The sequence below is a fragment of the Pseudomonas sp. NPDC088414 genome (assembly GCF_044753325.1).
Lineage (GTDB): Bacteria > Pseudomonadota > Gammaproteobacteria > Pseudomonadales > Pseudomonadaceae > Aquipseudomonas.
The window spans coordinates 1-17,712 of the sequence record NZ_JBIVMY010000014.1; the positions used below are offsets into that span (position 1 = coordinate 1).

A 17,712-nucleotide genomic window follows, 5' to 3' on the forward strand; every position below is an offset into this window, starting at 1 on the left:
GGCTGATCTAGCAAGGCGGGGATGCCGATGTGTTCTACTTCTGCGTTGGTTTCCTCGAGGTTCAGCCGAACATGGTCAAGGTGCTTGCCGATACCGTGCAACGTGCCGCCGACCTGGATGAAGCTCAAGCCCAGGCAGCTCTCAAGGCTGCCGAAGCTGCTTTGCACGAGAAGAGCGCAGATTTCGACTACGGAGCTGCGTCCGCACGTCTGGCCGAGGCTGCAGCTCAGCTGCGCACCGTCCAGCAGATCCGCAAGAAGTTTGGCGGTTAATCCGTCAGCCGCTTGTTGTGCGATTGATAAAAAAGGGTAGCCTCGGCTACCCTTTTTTCTTTTCCGATTTTAACAACCCGGTCGCAGTTGCTGACCACCCAGGATTGGTAGCCAGTCATGTCTCTCGAAATCGTTATCCTCGCGGCAGGTCAAGGTACCCGTATGCGTTCGGCGTTGCCGAAAGTGCTGCACCCGGTTGCCGGCAATTCCATGCTTGGGCATGTTATCCACAGCGCACGGCAGCTCGATCCACAACGCATTCATGTGGTGATCGGCCACGGTGCCGATGTGGTACGTGAGCGTCTGGCGGCGGACGATCTGAATTTCGTGCTGCAGGACCAGCAATTGGGCACTGGTCATGCAACCGCTCAGGCTGTGCCGTTCATCAGCGCCGACACCGTGCTGATTCTCTACGGCGACGTGCCGTTGATTGAAGTTGAAACCCTGCAGCGCCTGCTCAAGCACGTCGTACCGGGCCAGATGGGCCTGCTGACCGTCGAGCTGGAAGACCCGACCGGTTACGGCCGCATCGTGCGCAACGCTGACGGGAAGGTCGCTGCCATCGTCGAGCATAAAGATGCCAGCGAAGCCCAGCGCGCAATCACTGAAGGCAACACCGGCATTCTCGCCGTCCCGGCCAATCGCCTGGCCGACTGGATGAGCCGCCTGTCGAATAACAACGCACAGGGCGAGTACTACCTGACCGACGTGATCGAAATGGCGGTCAGCGATGGTTTGGTAGTAGCCACCGAACAACCGCACGACCCGATGGAAGTGCAGGGCGCCAACGATCGCAAGCAACTCTCCGAGCTCGAGCGGCATTACCAGTTGCGCGCCGGTCGCCGTCTGATGGCGCAAGGCGTGACCCTGCGTGACCCGGCGCGTTTTGATGTGCGCGGCGAAGTCACCGTCGGTCGTGATGTGCTGATCGACGTCAACGTGATTCTCGAAGGTAATGTTGTCATCGAGGACGATGTGGTGATCGGTCCGAACTGCGTGATCAAGGACAGTACCCTGCGCAAAGGCGTGGTGGTCAAAGCCAACAGTCACATCGAAGGCGCAGTTCTTGGCGAAGGCAGTGATGCCGGTCCGTTCGCCCGTCTGCGTCCGGGCACGGTGCTCGAAGCACGCGCGCATGTGGGTAACTTTGTCGAACTGAAAAACGCGCGCATGGGCGAGGGCGCCAAGGCCGGGCATCTGACCTATCTGGGCGACGCGGAAATTGGCGCACGTACCAACATTGGCGCGGGCACCATTACCTGCAATTACGATGGCGCCAACAAGTGGAAAACCGTGTTGGGCGAGGACGTGTTCATCGGCTCCAACAACTCGTTGGTCGCGCCTGTGGATATCTCGTCGGGGGCAACCACCGCGGCTGGCTCGACCATTACGCAGAATGTGGATAACGCGCAGTTGGCTGTTGGTCGGGCGCGGCAGAAAAATATCGACGGCTGGAAGCGGCCGGAGAAAATCAAGAAGAGCTGAGTTATTCACAGCGGGCTTTACCATCAAAAGATCGCAGCCTTCGGCAGCTCCTACACTGGATGCCGGGGGGCTGCGATTTTTTTATGACCTGAGCTTGACGATTGAAAGGCAATAGGTTTTGATTGCTTCCGTTATCTTTCGAATCGAAACTTAAGTCGCCATGTCGAAACGCAACACGCCTCAACGCCGGCACAACATCCTCGCCTTGCTCAATGAGCAGGGCGAAGTCAGTGTGGATGAACTGGCCAAGCGTTTTGAAACCTCGGAAGTTACGATCCGCAAGGATCTGGCTGCGCTGGAAAGCCATGGTCTGTTGCTGCGCCGGTACGGCGGGGCGATCACCATGCCGCAGGAACTGGTCGCGGAACCTGGCCAAAGCGTTTCGAAGTATAAACAGGCGATTGCCCGTGCTGCCGTCAAACGCATCCGCGAACACGCCCGCATCATCATCGACAGTGGCAGCACCACTGCCGCGATGATTCCCGAACTTGGCCAGCAGCCGGGTCTGGTGGTCATGACCAACTCCCTGCATGTCGCCAACGCCTTGAGCGAACTCGAACACGAGCCGGTGCTGCTGATGACCGGCGGCACCTGGGATCCACATTCGGAGTCCTTTCAGGGCCAGGTCGCCGAGCAGGTACTACGCTCTTACGACTTCGACCAGTTGTTCATTGGCGCCGATGGTATCGATCTGGTGCGCGGCACCACCACGTTCAACGAGTTGCTCGGTCTGAGCCGGGTGATGGCCGACGTGGCGCGGGAAGTGATCGTGATGGTCGAGGCCGACAAGATCGGCCGCAAGATTCCCAACCTGGAGCTGCCGTGGAGCAGCGTCCATACCCTCATTACCGATGATCGCCTGCCTGAAGATGCGCGCGATCAGATTCAGGCCCGCGGTATCACCGTGATTTGCGCGGCTGTCAGTCAGGAGAAATAAGCATGTGTGGAATTGTCGGCGCAGTAGCTGAACGTAATATCACCGCCATCCTGCTTGAAGGCCTCAAGCGCCTTGAATACCGCGGCTATGACAGCGCCGGTGTGGCAGTTTTCACCAACGATGAAAAGCTCGAGCGCATGCGCCGTCCGGGCAAGGTCAGCGAGCTGGAAGCGGCGCTGGCCGCACAGCCGCTGGTTGGCCGTCTCGGTATCGCCCACACCCGTTGGGCGACCCACGGTGCACCTTGCGAGCGCAACGCGCACCCGCATTTCTCCGGTGATATCGCCGTGGTGCACAACGGCATCATCGAGAACCACGAAGCCCTGCGTGAGCAACTGAAAGCGCTGGGTTACGTGTTCACTTCGGACACTGACACCGAAGTCATCGCGCACCTGCTGAGCCATAAACTCAAGGATCAGCCTGACCTGACCGTCGCGCTGAAAGCCACGGTCAAGGAACTGCACGGTGCCTACGGTCTGGCCGTGATCAACGCACAACAGCCGGATCGCCTGGTTGCCGCGCGCAGTGGCAGCCCGTTGGTGATCGGTCTGGGCCTGGGCGAGAACTTCCTCGCCTCCGACCAGTTGGCCCTGCGCCAGGTGACTGACCGCTTCATGTACCTGGAAGAAGGCGATATCGCCGAAATTCGCCGCGATAACGTGCAGATCTGGGACGTGAACGGTAACGCCGTTGAGCGCCAGACCGTACAGTACAGCGACGGTGCCGAAGCCGCCGACAAGGGCGAATTCCGTCACTACATGCTTAAGGAAATCCACGAACAGCCGGTCGTGGTGCAGCGTACCCTCGAAGGTCGCCTGAGCAACAATCAAGTACTGGTGCAGGCCTTCGGTCCACAGGCTGCCGAACTGTTCGCCAAAGTGCGCAACGTGCAGATCGTCGCCTGCGGTACCAGCTACCACGCCGGTATGGTTGCGCGTTACTGGCTCGAAGAGCTGGCCGGCATTCCGTGCCAGGTCGAAGTCGCCAGCGAATTCCGCTACCGCAAGGTGGTGGTGCAGCCGGACACCCTGTTCGTCACCATCTCTCAGTCCGGCGAAACTGCCGACACCCTGGCCGCGCTGCGCAACGCCAAAGAGCTGGGCTTCCTCGCCAGCTTGGCGATCTGCAACGTCGGCATCAGCTCGCTGGTGCGTGAGTCCGACCTGACTTTGCTGACCCAGGCCGGTCGCGAAATCGGTGTGGCTTCGACCAAAGCCTTCACCACACAACTGGTCGGCCTGTTGCTGCTGACCCTGTCTCTGGGTCAGGTCCGCGGCACGCTCGGCGAAGACGTTGAAGCCACGCTGGTGGAAGAGTTGCGTCGTCTGCCGACCCGTCTGGGCGAAGCGCTGGCGATGGACAGCACCGTGGAAAAAATCGCCGAGCTGTTCGCCGAGAAGAACCACACCCTGTTCCTCGGCCGTGGCGCGCAGTTCCCGGTCGCAATGGAGGGTGCCTTGAAGCTCAAGGAAATCTCCTATATCCACGCCGAAGCCTATCCGGCTGGCGAATTGAAGCACGGACCGCTGGCGCTTGTGGATAACGACATGCCGGTGGTCACCGTGGCGCCGAACAACGAACTGCTGGAGAAGCTCAAGTCCAACCTGCAGGAGGTTCGCGCCCGTGGTGGTGAACTGATCGTGTTCGCCGACGAGAAAGCCGGGATGACCAACGGCGAAGGCACCCACGTGGTGCAGATGCCGCACATCCACGACATCCTTTCGCCGATTTTGTACACCGTCCCGCTGCAGCTGCTGTCGTACTACGTCGCCGTGCTCAAGGGCACCGACGTCGACCAGCCACGCAACCTGGCGAAGTCGGTGACGGTGGAATAAGTTATCCACAGCTGACATTGACCCGCAAAAATCGCAGCCTCGGCTGCGATTTTTGTATCTGAATCGAGGACCTCCATGGACCGCTTCCAGGAAATGCAGATCTTCGCCACCGTGGCCCAGGAGCAGGGCTTCTCGGCGGCGGCGCGACGTCTTGGCTTGTCCGCGGCCAGTGTCACCCGCGCCGTGGCGGCGCTGGAGCAGCGTATCGGTACGCAGTTGCTGATTCGCACCACGCGCACTGTGCACCTGAGTGAGGCTGGTCAGCGTTATCTGGAAGATTGTCGGAGAATTCTCGCCGAGGTGCAGGAAGCCGAGGATTCGGCGGCGGGCAGTCACGCCCAGCCCCGCGGGCAATTGACGGTGACTGCGCCGGTATTGTTCGGCGAGCTGTTTGTCACACCGCTGATGGCGGCTTATCTGACGCAATACCCGGACGTTTCGATCAATGCGTTGCTGGTTGATCGGGTGGTGAGCATGGTCGAGGAGGGCATCGATGTCGCGGTGCGTATCGGTGAGTTGCCGGACAGCAATCAGCACGCGATCCGGGTCGGCGAAGTACGGCGGGTGATCTGTGGTTCGCCGGCCTATCTGGCTCGACACGGCCGTCCCGCGCATCCGCAGGCACTGGCCGGTGCGCCGGTGGTGGCGACCTCGGCCATCGGCCAGTTACGCAACTGGCCGTTTATGGATCAGGGCGAAGCGCTCAGCGTGCGACCCGAGCCTCGGCTGGTGGTCACCGCCAACCAAGCGGCGATTACTGCGGCCTGCCTGGGGTTGGGACTGACCCGGGTGTTGTCCTATCAGGTCGCCGGCAAGGTGGCCGCCGGTGAACTGGAAATTGTTCTGGCTGATTTCGAACTGCCACCGCTGCCGATTCATGTGGTGTATCAGGGTGGACGCAAGGCGCCGGTGCGGGTGCGCAGTTTTGTCGACCATGCGGTGAAGGCCTTGCGCGAGCATCCGGCGCTGCAGAACGCGGCGTTATTTCATCCAGTGAAATAATCGATTGCGATTGCTGGTGATTCTGTTGCTTCAAGGATGAGGGGAAGATGGCCTCCATCGGCGCTGCCATCCCGAAAGGCGCCCTCTCCAGCGGAGTCGACCATGCAAGCGATCAAACTCTACAACTTCCCGCGTTCCGGCCACGCCCATCGGGTGGAGCTGATGTTGTCCCTGCTGCAACTGCCGACCGAGCTGATCCTGGTCGATCTGGCCAAGGGTGAGCACAAGCAGGCGCCGTATCTGGCGATCAACAGTTTCGGTCAGGTGCCGGCGATCGACGATGACGGTGTGGTGCTGGCCGACTCCAACGCGATTCTGGTGTATCTGGCGCAGAAGTACGGCCACGGTCGTTGGCTGCCAACCGATCCGGTCGGTGCGGCACGGGTGCAGCGCTGGTTGTCGGCCGCTGCAGGGCCGATTGCTTTCGGACCTGCTGCTGCACGATTGGTGACGGTGTTTGGCGCACAGTTGAATGCTGAAGAAGCGATTACCCGTGCGCACAACCTGCTCAAGGTGATGGAGGTGGAGCTGGGCAAGACCCCGTATCTGGCCGGCAGCGAGCCGACCATCGCCGATGTGTCCGCCTACAGCTACATCGCCCATGCGCCGGAAGGCAACGTGTCGCTGGACGACTACGCCAACGTGCGTGCCTGGCTGGCGCGTGTCGAAGCCTTGCCCGGTTTTGTCGGCATGCCGCGCACGGTCGCCGGTCTGCAGAAGACAGCCTGAAGGTTCGGCCCGATCCGATCGAGTTATCCACAGTGCGCCGGCGGCGCGGGGAGATGCGTGATGGAACGTTCACCGTGGCACGCTGGCGAGCAACAACTGCAGGCCCATGTCGGTGTTGCCGAGCGCATGGAGGCCTTCGGCCGAAAAGTGATTCGCGACTGGATGCCGGATCAGCACCGCGCATTTTATGCGCAATTACCGTTCATGCTGTACGGCGCGGTCGATGCTGACGGGCGTCCATGGGCCAGCGTGCTGGAAGGCGCACCGGGGTTTGCTCATTCGCCTGATCCCGAGCACCTGCATTTCGTCAGCCAACCCGCTGCCGATGATCCAGCGCAATTGCGCAATGGCGAACCGATCGGGTTGCTCGGCATTGAATTGCATACTCGCCGCCGCAATCGCCTCAACGGTCATGTCGATAATCTGACCGCGCGGGGTTTTGAGGTGAGCGTGGATCAGGCTTTTGGCAATTGTCCGCAATACATTCAACTGCGCCAGTTCCAGCGCGTGCCGCTGAGCGATCCGCAGACTCGGCCCGCGCAGCACGGCGACGGTCTTGATGACGCAGCCAGAGCGATGATCGAAGGTGCCGACACCTTTTTCGTCGCCAGTTACGTCGACGCGGACGGACAACGTGCGGTAGATGTTTCCCATCGCGGTGGGCAGGCCGGGTTTGTCCGGGTCGAAGGTAATCGCCTGACCATCCCGGATTTTGCCGGCAATCTGCACTTCAATACGCTCGGCAATCTGCTGCTCAATCCCAAGGCGGGCCTGCTGTTCATCGACTTTTCCACAGGCGATGTGCTGCAACTGAGCGGGCGGACCGAGATCATCCTTGAAGGGCCGCAGATAGAAGCGTTCCAGGGCGCCGAGCGCCTGTGGACATTCGAGGTAGAGAGGCTGGTGCGGCGCCCGGCGGCGCTGGCTTTGCGCTGGCGCTTCGACGGCATGTCGCCCACCAGCCTGTTGACCGGCACCTGGGCTCAGGCCGATGCACGCTTGCAGGCCAAGGCATTGGGTGACCGCTGGCGGCCGCTGCGGGTGACCCGCATCGAAAGGGAGAGCCAGCACATCCGCTCGATCTATCTGCAACCGGACGACGGCGCGGGGATGCCGGTGTTTCAGGCCGGGCAGCACCTGCCGCTGCGCTTCACCCTGAACGGTGAAACGCATATCCGTACTTACAGCCTGTCGAGTGCGCCATCGGATGATTTCCTGCGCATCAGTGTGAAACGCGAGGGCTTGATCTCAGGCCATTTGCACCAGCAGATCCGGGTCGGCGATATCCTCGAGGCGCGGGCGCCACAGGGGCACTTCACCGTGGCACCGCTGGAACAGCGGCCGCTGGTGCTGCTGGCGGCGGGGGTTGGCATTACACCGTTGCTGTCGATGCTGCGCGAGGTGGTGTACCAAGGCCTGCGCACCCGGCGGATTCGGCCGACGTGGTTGCTGCAGAGTTCACGCAGCCTGGCCGATCAGCCGTTTCGCCAAGAGCTGGATCGCTTGCTGGAAACTGCCGGCGATTCGGTACGGGTGATTCGCCTGCTCAGCCAGCCGGAAGCCGATGTGCACGAGGGCGAGGATTTCGACCGCCATGGGCGCATTGATAGCGCATTGCTGCGCGATCTGCTGGAGGTCGAGGACTACGACCAGATCGATTTTGCTGTCTGTGGTCCCGGCGCTTTTACCCAAAGCATCTACGACAGCCTGCGTGAGCTGGACATTCGCGACGCGCGGATCCATGCCGAAACCTTCGGCCCGTCGACGCTCAAGCGCCAGCCGGACCCGGATGCGCTGGTCATCGAGCAACCACCCGCAGCCATCACGTCAGTGCCGGTGATGTTCGAACGCTCTGCCAAGGAAGCGCGCTGGCAGCCGGACGGCGGCAGTCTGCTGGAGCTCGCAGAAAGCCGTGGCTTGCGCCCCGAGTTCAGTTGCCGTGGAGGTTCGTGCGGAACCTGCAAGACGCGGTTGATCAGTGGCGCAGTGAATTATCCACAGCCACCGGCAGACATGCCGGAAGCGGGGCAGGTGCTGATTTGCTGCGCGGTGCCGGCGCAGAGCGAGCGGCCGTTGGTACTGGATCTGTAATGCCCCCCTGTAGGAGCTGCCGCAGGCTGCGATCTTTTGATTTTAAAAAACCCAGAATCAAAAGATCGCAGCCTGCGGCAGCTCCTACAGGGGATCGGTGTTGTGGCGGGTCAGGCGTAGGACAGGGCCTTTTCTTCGAGCAGTTCCTGGTACAACTCGGTCCACTTGCGGCCCATCTCGTCGGCGGTGAACAGCTGCCGGTAGCGCGCCTCGGCCTTGACGCCCATGGCCGCCGCACGCTCGGGGTCTTCCCAGAGGGTGCGCATCGCCTCGCGAAACGCCTGTGGATTGCTCGGCGGCACCACCAGCCCGGTTTCGTTGTGGATATTGATGTAACTGGTGCCGGTGCCGATTTCGCTGGAGATCATCGGTTTGCCGTACATCGCGCCTTCGAGCAGCGAAATGCCGAACGCTTCGGAACGCAGGTGCGACGGGAACACGATGGCGTAGCTCAGTTGCAGCAGGGCGACCTTGTCTTCATCGCCCAGGCGCCCGAGGAAGTGGATATTGCGCAAACCCAGCGCGGCAGCCTGGGCGTGCAACTCCAGCTCGAGCGGCCCGGCGCCGACGATCACCACCGGATAGTCCACGTCCTTCAAGGCATCGAGCAGGATGTGCAGACCCTTGTAGTAACGCATGACTCCGACGAACAGGAAAAACTTATCCCCAAGCTGCTGGCGCCAGCGATTCATCCGTTCGCGGTCGGCCTGTGGATAACCGGCCTTGTTCAAACCGTACGGAATCACCCGGGTCTTGTCCTGGAACTGCTGCAACACATCGCTGGTGTGCAGGTAGTTCGGCGAGGCCGCGACAATCCGGTCGGCGCTGGCAAGGAAGCGGTTCATCAGCGGCCGGTAGAGTTTGAGCAGATGCTTCTGGCGAATGATGTCCGAGTGATAGGTCACCACGCTCGGTTTGTTCATGCCGCTGGCGAAATGCACCAAGTCCATGAACGGCCACGGGAAGTGGTAGTTGACCACATCGGCTTCGGCGGCCAGTTCGCGAAACTGTTTGAACACGCTCCAGGAAAAACCGGTGGAGGCGAACTGGATGTCGAGTCTGGCGCGATGCACTTCGTGTTGACCCAGTTGCACCACCGGCGGGGTCGGGTCAGCGCTGAGGGTCAGCACCTGGCCGTCGATGCCGTGATGCGCGCCGCTTTCGCAGAGCTGGAAAATCACTTGTTCGATGCCGCCGACCGAATCTGGCAGGTACGTCTTGAAGAAATGAAGAACTCGCATTCAGCCTCCCATGGCCTGGCGGTAGGCACTGGCGGTGGCCTGTGCGCAACGTTCCCAGGAAAATAGCCGCGTCCGGTGCAATCCGGCTTCTCGGCAGGCCTGCCAATGCGCTTGATCGTCGATCAGGCGGTTCAGCGCATCGCGCAAGCCGTGTGCATCGTCTGATTCAATGTAGTTGCCTGCCGGGCCGGCGACTTCCGGCATCGCTGAAGAACGGGTGAGGATCACCGGGGTGCCACTGGCCATGGCTTCCAGTACCGGTAACCCGAATCCTTCATACAGCGACGGAAACACCAGCGCCCGGGCGCCGGCCAGCAGTTGTGCGACCTGTTCATCCGGCAGATAGCCGAGCAGGCAAACATGTCCTGAAGACAGGGCCTGGCGCAGTTCGTCGCTGAACTGTGCCTGTTGCCAACCGGCCATGCCGACGATCAGCAACGGAAAACGCTGGCGCACGGCCTCCGGTAGCAGGGCGTGGGCACGCAGCGCCAGGCTCAGATTCTTGCGCGGCTCCAGGGTACCGACACACAGGAAGTATTCGCGCGGGGCGACGGCATGCGCCTTGAGCACTGCCTCGATGGCGTGCGACTCCCGTGGATGAAAACGCTCGGCTACCCCCAGTGGCGCCACCACGAAACGCTCGGCCGGCAGACCAAAACAAGCCTGCGCCTCGTCGGCTATCGCCTGCGAGTCGGTGATGATCCGTTGCGCCTGTTGCACGCCAGCCGCCAGGCGCCGTTCGATTTCCTTGAGACGCGCCGCCGGTTGGCTGTCAGGAAAGTGCAGGTGAGTCAGGTCGTGCAGAGTGATCACGGTCGGGCCGTCGAAGGCCAGCGGCCACAGGCTTGGCTCGTGATACAGATCGATGCCTTGCGCACGGCCCTGATCGAAACGTTTCTGCTCCAGCCAGCGCCGTGCCTGATAGGCGCCGGGGATCTGCCGCAACAGTGGCGTCAGGCGCGAGTAGCCGGGCATGGCCGCTTCCGGCAAGGCCGAGCTCCAGCCCCAGCCGTGGAACAACGCCACCTCGATATCGGTTGTGTCGCGCAAGGCGCGGACCAGTTCGGCGACGTAATGGCCGATGCCGGTACGTGGCGCCTGAAGAATCCGCGCGTTAAGAGCAATGCGCATGCTGGCCTTCGGACGCGGGCAGTGGATGGTTCAGGTTGCGCTCGATGCGCTGCACCAGTTGCGCGCTTGCTTCGCGCCAGCTCAGCCAACGCCATTGGTCCAGGCTCATGGGCGCCGGAAACTGCCCCGAGCGCTCCATCCCGAGCACCAGGTCGGTAAGGCTCTGCGGGTTGTGCAGATCGAAATACGCCATGTAATCGCCGCCGATTTCGCGAAACACCGGGATGTCGCTGGCCATCGCCGGCAGCCCGCGCTGCATGGCTTCCACCAGGGGCAGGCCGAACCCTTCGACATGCGACGGGAATACCAGCGCCGTGGCGTGGGAATAGGCGTGCTCAAGGCTTTTGTCCGAGAGCGAGTTGAACATGAACAGGCGACGGTTCAGTTGTGGATGCTGGCGGATTCGCTCGATCAGCGCCTCGCACTTCCAGCCGATTTTCCCGGCAATGCACAAGTGCGCCCTGGAGCCGGCAGCCCAGGCCTGTTCGAAGGCATCGAGCAGGTAGGCGTGATTCTTGCGCGGCTCGATGGTGCTGACCATCAGGAATACCGGTTCAGGGGTCTTGAACAGGTTCAGCAGGTTGCGATCGACCTCCGCTGAGGCGTCGGTCAGGTCCAGTTCGGAACCGAGGTGGAAATAATCGAACCAGCGCTGCTGCACCTGTTGCGTGCCGATCCGGCGCAGCATCTCCTGGCGCACCTGATCGCGGATGGTGGTCGAGATCGCGACATAGCCATCAGCCGTGCGCGCGATCCAGTCGAACCAGTCGTTGAACACCTTGACCAGACCCGCGTCGCAAAACTGTGGATGGGTCAGCGGGATCAGGTCGTAGATCACCGAAACGATACCGACGCCGTCGCGTTTGAGTTGTTCGGCCAAGGGGAAAAAGTTGGCGTGCCAGGACGAGTCGAGCAATACCAGTTGATCGCCGGCCTGATGTTGCAATGGCACGCAACGCTCGGGCACCGGCTTGCCCTTGAGCAGGCGCCCGAGCACGCGCATCGGCAGGCTGAAACAGGCGAACGCGGTGAGTCGGCAGAGTACGTACAACACTCGCCGGGTGAAATGTGACCGGCTGAAAGGCCAGCGTCGTTCCAGAGCGCGATGGCGCAGCCAGAAGCCGTTGGCCCATTGTTCGAGCTTCACCCGCAGGCTGGTCAGATTGATTTTCGGGGTTTTGATCGGCGCCAGGCTTTTAACCTGATACAGAGCGCCGTCGAGCATCACCACCGGGATACATTCACGCTCGCGGTCGGCGTCGGGCAACTGTTGAATGACGTTGCGCACTACCCGTTGAATGCCCGAGTTGGCGGACGGGTGTTCGAAAACGTAGGTGCACTCCACCAACAGTCGTGTCATTGCGAGATTTCCCTATCAGGTAGTTGCTCGGTGTTTTCACTGGAGCGGCTGATCTCGGTCCGGGCTTGCAGCCACGAGCAGCCGACGAAGTCTTCCTGACGATTGTTGATGACGTGGAAGACCAGACCGTAATCGCGCCATTCGAAGTTGCGATCCAGATGCGAATCCAGGCGCGACAGGCTCAGCGCCACCGAATAGCTGCCCTTGCCCAGGCGCATGTCGAAGGCGAAGCGGAACGTCACCTGCTCACCGGCGCTCAGGTCGCTGATCGCCTGGTCCTGGCGATGGGTATTGATGCCGTAGATTGCCTGGCCGAGGCGGTCCTTGATCAGAAAGCCCAGCACCAGCCGTTCGATGTCCTCGCGCACTGCGGTCTGAACTTCCAGCACCACCGGCTGGCCGACTTCCGCCACTTCCAGACTGCGCCCTTGAGCGTCGAGCAGACGCACACTGACAATCCCCGCCTCACCCGTCCCGGAAATGGTCTGCACCTGGCCGTTGGCGAGCATTTCCTGGCGCACGATCTGGCCTTCGCGCTGGGCAAGCATGGCGTTGTAGTAGTCCATGACCTCTTCGGGTTTGCCGCGCATGGCCAGGCGGCCGTTCTCAAGGAGGATCGCGGTGTCGCAGATCGACTGAATCGCCGAGCGGTCGTGGGACACGATCAGCAACGTGGTACCGGCCTTGCGGAAGTTGCGGATGCGCTCGAAGCTTTTGTGCTGGAAGTAGGCGTCGCCCACCGACAGTGCTTCATCGACGATCAGGATGTCTGGACGTCGGGCGGTGGCAACGCTGAAGGCCAGGCGCATTTGCATGCCACTGGAGTAGGTGCGCACCGGGTGATCGATGGCTTCGCCGATTTCGGCAAAACTCTCGATTTGCGGCATCAGCGCTTCGATCTCTTCGACCTGCATGCCCAGCAACTGGCCGGCCATGAACGCGTTCTGGCGGCCGGTGAAGTCCGGGTGAAACCCCATGCCCAGTTCCAGCAGCGCGGCGACGCGGCCTTGCAGTTGAATCTGCCCGCAACTCGGTTGCGTGGTGCCGGTGATCATCTTCAGCAGCGTGCTTTTACCCGCGCCGTTGACCCCGACGATGCCGACCGCTTCACCGGGTTGAATCTCGAAATCGATGTCCTGCAGAACCCAGTGCAAGTGGTGTCGGGTGCCGGAAAACGGCACCAGCCACTCGAACAACCGGCTCCAGCGATTGGGGTATTGCTTGTAGGCCTTGCCCAGGCCGCTGACGCGTATATGTCCCATCAGAGTTCATCCACCATTTCGCCGACACGTTGCCGGAACAGGCGCAGGGCCATGGCGCAGAACAGCAGGCCGAGGATCAGCAACGGCAGCAGTGACGACCAGTCCGGCCACTGGTTGTAGAGGAACACGTTCTGGTAACTGGTCATCAGTGCCGTCATCGGGTTGAGGCTGATCAGGTGCTGGATGCCCGGCGGCAGGATCGAGAGCGGGTAAACGATCGGTGTCAGCCAGAACCAGAACTGCAGGCAGATGCCGAACATCTGCCCGACATCGCGGAAGAACACGTTGAGAATGCCGAGGATCATCCCCAGCCCGGCGGCGAAGATCACCTGCACCAGCAACAGTGGAATCAGCGCCAGCAAGGCCATGCCGGGCAGGCGCCCGCTGATCAGCAGAAAACCGAAGAACAGCGCGAGAATGATCGCGAAGTTGATCCCTGCGTTGAGCAGCGCAATCACCGGCAGGCAGATGCGCGGGAAGCTGATTTTCTTCAGCAGATTGGCGTTTTCCAGAAACATGCTCTGGCTGCGCGAAGTGATTTCCGCGAACAGTCCCCAGGTCAGCAGACCGGCGCACAGGTACACGCTGTAAGCCAGGCCGTCATCGACCCCCGGCAGGCGCGCGCGCATGATCTGGGAAAAGATCACCGTGTACACGACGATCATCGACAACGGGTTGAGCACGGTCCACAGCGCGCCGAACAGCGAATTGCGATAACGCGCCTGAAACTCCCGCTTGACGCTGCCGAGGATGAATCCGCGGTAGCTGCGCAGCGAGCGGTACAGGGAAAGCAGCATCAAACCGTCCTGCCGTATTGGTCTTCGAAGCGCACGATGTCGTCTTCACCGAGGTATTCGCCGCTTTGCACCTCGATGATTACCAGGTCGATCACCCCGGGGTTTTCCAGGCGATGCCGGTGTCCGGCGGCAATGAATGTCGATTCGTTTTTGGCCACCAGATGCGTGCCGCTGCCGTTGTTGGTGACTTTGGCCATGCCCTCGACCACCACCCAGTGTTCGTTGCGGTGATGGTGCATTTGCAGTGACAGCTTGCCGCCGGGCTTGACCACGATGCGCTTGATCTTGAAGCGCGGGCCTTCCTCGAGCACGGTGTAGGTGCCCCATGGACGGCTGACCGTGCGATGCAGGCGATAGGCTTCGTGGGATTTGTCCTTGAGATGTTTGGCGACGCGTCGCACATCCTGGGCGCGATCAGCATGGGCCACCAGCACCGCGTCGGCGGTGTCGACGATGATCAGGTCATCTACACCCACCGTTGCCACCAGCCGGCCTTCGCTCTGCACAAAGTTGTTGTGGCTGTCGATGAAGACTGCTTCGCCGCTGGCGCGATTGTTGTCGGCATCGGCCGGCACCAGCGCCGCCACCGCGCCCCACGAACCGATGTCGCTCCAGTCGAAACCGGCGGGCACCACCACGACTTTTTCTGAACGTTCCATCAACGCGTAATCGATGGAGATGTCGGTGATCTCAGCGAACAGTGTCGGCGACAGTTCCTGTTGCAGGCAGCCGACGGTTTCCACCGCGGCACTGGCGTCCATGCAGGCGCGGGTCTGTTCCAGCAACTCTGGCGCGTGCAATTGCAGTTCGTTGATCAGGGTCGCGGTGGTGAAGCAGAACATGCCCGAGTTCCACAGGAAGTTGCCGCTTTCCAGGTAATGGGAGGCGGTTTGCAGGTCGGGTTTTTCCACGAAACGCTGCACTTTCGCTGCGCCTTTGGCGTCCAGCGGTGCGCCGGTCTCGATGTAGCCGAAGCCGGTTTCCGGGGCGGTCGGCAGCACGCCGAAGGTCACCAGATAACCGTCCTTCGCCAGATTGACCGCGTGTTCGACGGCACTCTTGAGGGCTTGCTGATTAACGATCAAATGGTCGGCGGGCATCACCACCATGATCGCGTCGTCACCGTGCAGCGCCTGCAGCGACAGGGCGGCGGCGGCAATCGCCGGGGCGGTGTTGCGCCCGGTCGGCTCCAGCAGGAAGTGCCCGCGATGCCTCGACACATGGGCGGCGCAATAGTGATCCTTGCTCTGGAAGTAATATTCGCGGTTGGTCACCGTGACAATGTCACCCCAGCCTTCAAGCAATGCCGCCGCCCGCTGGTAGGTCTTGCCCAGCAGCGACTGGCCGTCGGGCAAGGTCATGAACGGTTTGGGATGGCCCTCGCGGGACACCGGCCACAGACGAGTACCGGCACCGCCGGACAGAATCACGGGGATCAGCATGACCTACTCCTTGGCGACGCGTTTCATGTCCGCATCCATCATCATGCGGATCAGGGTGTCCAGATCGGTTTTCGGCTTCCAGCCCAGTACGCGCTGCGCCTTGGCCGGGTTGCCGAGCAGCACTTCGACTTCGGCCGGGCGGAAGAACGCCGGGTCGATCTTCACGTAGTCGCGGTAGTTCAAACCGACGTGATCGAAAGCGATGCGGCACATCTCGCGCACGGTAGTGGTGACGCCAGTGGCGACCACGAAATCGTCAGGCTTGTCCTGCTGCAGCATCAGCCACATGGCTTCGACGTAGTCGCCGGCAAAGCCCCAGTCGCGCTTGGCGTCGATGTTGCCCAGGGCCAGTTCGTGCTGCTTGCCCTGTTTGATGCGGGCGGCGGCGTCGGTGACCTTGCGAGTGACGAATTCGATGCCGCGCAGTGGCGATTCATGATTGAACAGAATGCCGCTGCTGGCGTGCAGGTCGAAACTTTCGCGATAGTTGACGGTGATCCAGTGGCCGTAGAGTTTGGCCACACCGTAGGGGCTGCGCGGGTAGAACGGGGTGTTCTCGTCCTGCTGCTCGGCCTGGATCAGACCGAACATTTCGCTGGTGGAGGCCTGATAGAAACGCGTGTGCGGGCTGAACTGGCGGATCGCTTCGAGCAGGTGGGTCACGCCCAGGCCATCGACGATGCCGGTGGTCACCGGCTGATTCCAGGAAGCGGCGACGAAGCTTTGCGCAGCCAGATTGTAGACTTCGTCCGGCGCCGACTTGATCACCGCGCGCTGCACCGAGCAGGCATCGGCCATGTCACCGTCCAGATAGACGATGTCGCCTTCGACGCCCATCTCGCGCAGGCGCCAGCGCGAATCGCTGCTGCGCCGTGCGACCAGACCGTGAACCTTGTAGCCCTTGTCGAGCAGCAGTCTGGCCAGATAAGCGCCGTCCTGGCCGGTGATCCCTGTGATCAGTGCACTTTTCATTCTTGTCGTACTCGCTGCTCCCAGTCGGACAGGATCGCCCGCAGGGATTGTTGTGTTGAAATTTTCGGCGTCCATCCCGTGATCTGGGCGAGCCTTGCGTGACTGCCGCAAACGCGGCGCTGATCCGCACGGCGCATGCGCGCCGGATCCTGCACCAGTTGCAGGTCGATCTCGGCCAGGTCGCCCAGCTGTTCGATCAGACTGCGGATGCTTTGCTCGCGGCCCGAGCAAATGTTGTAGACCTGCCCCGGCGTGCCCTTTTCCAGCAGAGCGAAATACGCCGAGATCACATCGCCGACATCGAGGAAGTCGCGCGTGACGTCAATGTCGCCGACTTCCAGTTGCGCGGCTTGCAGGCCCTGTTTGATGCGGTTGATCTGGCGTGCAGCACTGGCGATGACAAAGTTGTCTTTCTGCCCGCTGCCGATATGGTTGAACGGCCGCGCCACCAGCACCGGCCAGCCTTCGCTCAGGCCCCATTGCAGGCAGAGAAATTCCGCCGACAGTTTGCTCACGGCGTAGGGATTGCGCGGGCAGGGCGGTTGCAGTTCGGTGATGGGCAGGGCGCTTTCGGCAACCTGACCATAAACGTCGCCGGAGCTGACATACAGGAAAGTCCCCTGGAAACCGCGCGCCTTGAGCGCCTGTAACAGATTGAGGGTGCCGAGCAGATTGATTTCGAGGGTGCGGGCCGGATCGCGAAAGGCTTCGGGAACGAAGGTCTGGCCGGCCAGATGAATCACCGCGTCGGGCAATTGTGGCCACAGGTCGACGAGACTGGCAGGTGCCGTGAGATCGTAGGGTGCAGCGCCAGGCAGCAGCTCCCATGTCGAGTCCGGCTGAGCCAGACGCGACTGGAGATGTTGTCCCACGAATCCACTGAGGCCCGTGATGAACAGACGCTTTTTCAAACAGCGACCCCTTGGTCTTTAACTTTCGCCACTTTCCCACAGGCTTTGAGGAGAAGTCTGTCAGGCCGGATGAAAAGACCGACATGACGGCAGGCGAAGTCGTTGTTGTAGTTGTTTGTTACCAATCTGTGCCAAATGCGCAGCAATTTCAACAGCGCAAACCGTGACCGGTCAGTTCTCGTCAGCGTAGCCTGATTTATTCTCGTCGGGCGGTTCCCGGATTCGCGACGGATGTGTTTAGAATG

Annotated in this window: 14 protein-coding genes and 1 pseudogene; 7 read left to right on the forward strand and 8 right to left on the reverse strand. The window is 61.4% G+C overall.

Going from position 1 to position 17,712, the window contains the following annotated elements; translation table 11 throughout:
- Window positions 1-11: 11 nt before the first annotated feature.
- From ACIP8I_RS14180 to ACIP8I_RS14210, 7 genes and pseudogenes are all read left to right on the forward strand, one after another.
- Window positions 12-272, forward strand: a pseudogene (locus ACIP8I_RS14180) (ATP synthase delta/epsilon chain alpha-helix domain-containing protein); the annotation flags it as partial.
- A gap of 117 nt (window positions 273-389) precedes the next feature.
- Window positions 390-1,757 carry a bifunctional UDP-N-acetylglucosamine diphosphorylase/glucosamine-1-phosphate N-acetyltransferase GlmU gene (glmU, locus tag ACIP8I_RS14185; RefSeq protein ID WP_400761889.1) on the forward strand — a complete coding sequence of 456 codons (1,368 nt, stop codon included), beginning with the start codon at window positions 390-392 and terminating at the stop codon, window positions 1,755-1,757.
- 160 nt (window positions 1,758-1,917) lie between these two features.
- Complete coding sequence (locus tag ACIP8I_RS14190; protein WP_047596967.1) at window positions 1,918-2,694, forward strand: DeoR/GlpR family DNA-binding transcription regulator; 777 nt, start codon at window positions 1,918-1,920, stop codon at window positions 2,692-2,694.
- Window positions 2,695-2,696: 2 nt separating this feature from the next.
- Window positions 2,697-4,529 (forward strand): glutamine--fructose-6-phosphate transaminase (isomerizing), encoded by a 1,833-nt coding sequence (gene glmS, locus ACIP8I_RS14195; RefSeq protein ID WP_400761891.1) that lies wholly within the window; start codon window positions 2,697-2,699, stop codon window positions 4,527-4,529.
- Between the two features lie 75 nt (window positions 4,530-4,604).
- Entirely contained in the window at window positions 4,605-5,531 is a 927-nt protein-coding gene (locus ACIP8I_RS14200) for a LysR family transcriptional regulator (RefSeq protein ID WP_400761893.1), read from the forward strand.
- 102 nt (window positions 5,532-5,633) lie between these two features.
- Window positions 5,634-6,260 (forward strand): glutathione S-transferase family protein, encoded by a 627-nt coding sequence (locus ACIP8I_RS14205; RefSeq protein WP_400761895.1) that lies wholly within the window; start codon window positions 5,634-5,636, stop codon window positions 6,258-6,260.
- 60 nt (window positions 6,261-6,320) lie between these two features.
- A complete protein-coding gene (locus ACIP8I_RS14210; protein WP_400761897.1) occupies window positions 6,321-8,351 on the forward strand; it encodes a pyridoxamine 5'-phosphate oxidase family protein in 2,031 nt (676 codons plus the stop codon).
- Window positions 8,352-8,461: 110 nt separating this feature from the next.
- Here ACIP8I_RS14210 and ACIP8I_RS14215 read toward each other — a convergent pair whose 3' ends face one another.
- From ACIP8I_RS14215 to ACIP8I_RS14250, 8 genes are read right to left on the reverse strand one after another with little or no spacing between them, the layout of a single operon-like run.
- On the reverse strand, window positions 8,462-9,592 hold the full coding sequence (locus ACIP8I_RS14215; RefSeq protein WP_400761899.1) for a glycosyltransferase family 4 protein: 1,131 nt from the start codon (window positions 9,590-9,592) through the stop codon (window positions 8,462-8,464).
- Complete coding sequence (locus tag ACIP8I_RS14220; RefSeq protein WP_007960798.1) at window positions 9,593-10,723, reverse strand: glycosyltransferase family 1 protein; 1,131 nt, start codon at window positions 10,721-10,723, stop codon at window positions 9,593-9,595. It abuts the gene before it with no gap.
- The gene (locus ACIP8I_RS14225; RefSeq protein WP_400761901.1) at window positions 10,707-12,083 is read right to left on the reverse strand and encodes a glycosyltransferase family 4 protein; all 1,377 of its coding nucleotides are present in this window, start codon (window positions 12,081-12,083) and stop codon (window positions 10,707-10,709) included. Before ACIP8I_RS14225 ends, ACIP8I_RS14220 begins: the two co-directional genes overlap by 17 nt.
- On the reverse strand, window positions 12,080-13,345 hold the full coding sequence (locus ACIP8I_RS14230; RefSeq protein ID WP_367082189.1) for an ABC transporter ATP-binding protein: 1,266 nt from the start codon (window positions 13,343-13,345) through the stop codon (window positions 12,080-12,082). The genes ACIP8I_RS14225 and ACIP8I_RS14230 overlap by 4 nt, the downstream gene beginning before the upstream one ends.
- Entirely contained in the window at window positions 13,345-14,142 is a 798-nt protein-coding gene (locus ACIP8I_RS14235; RefSeq protein ID WP_400761903.1) for an ABC transporter permease, read from the reverse strand. The genes ACIP8I_RS14230 and ACIP8I_RS14235 overlap by 1 nt, the downstream gene beginning before the upstream one ends.
- Window positions 14,142-15,584 carry a mannose-1-phosphate guanylyltransferase/mannose-6-phosphate isomerase gene (locus ACIP8I_RS14240; protein WP_367082187.1) on the reverse strand — a complete coding sequence of 481 codons (1,443 nt, stop codon included), beginning with the start codon at window positions 15,582-15,584 and terminating at the stop codon, window positions 14,142-14,144. The genes ACIP8I_RS14235 and ACIP8I_RS14240 overlap by 1 nt, the downstream gene beginning before the upstream one ends.
- A 3-nt stretch (window positions 15,585-15,587) precedes the next feature.
- Window positions 15,588-16,556, reverse strand: a complete 969-nt coding sequence (gmd, locus tag ACIP8I_RS14245) for a GDP-mannose 4,6-dehydratase (RefSeq protein ID WP_367082185.1) — start codon at window positions 16,554-16,556, stop codon at window positions 15,588-15,590.
- Window positions 16,553-17,467 (reverse strand): GDP-mannose 4,6-dehydratase, encoded by a 915-nt coding sequence (locus ACIP8I_RS14250; protein ID WP_400761906.1) that lies wholly within the window; start codon window positions 17,465-17,467, stop codon window positions 16,553-16,555. Before ACIP8I_RS14250 ends, gmd begins: the two co-directional genes overlap by 4 nt.
- Between the last annotated feature and the right edge of the window lie 245 nt (window positions 17,468-17,712).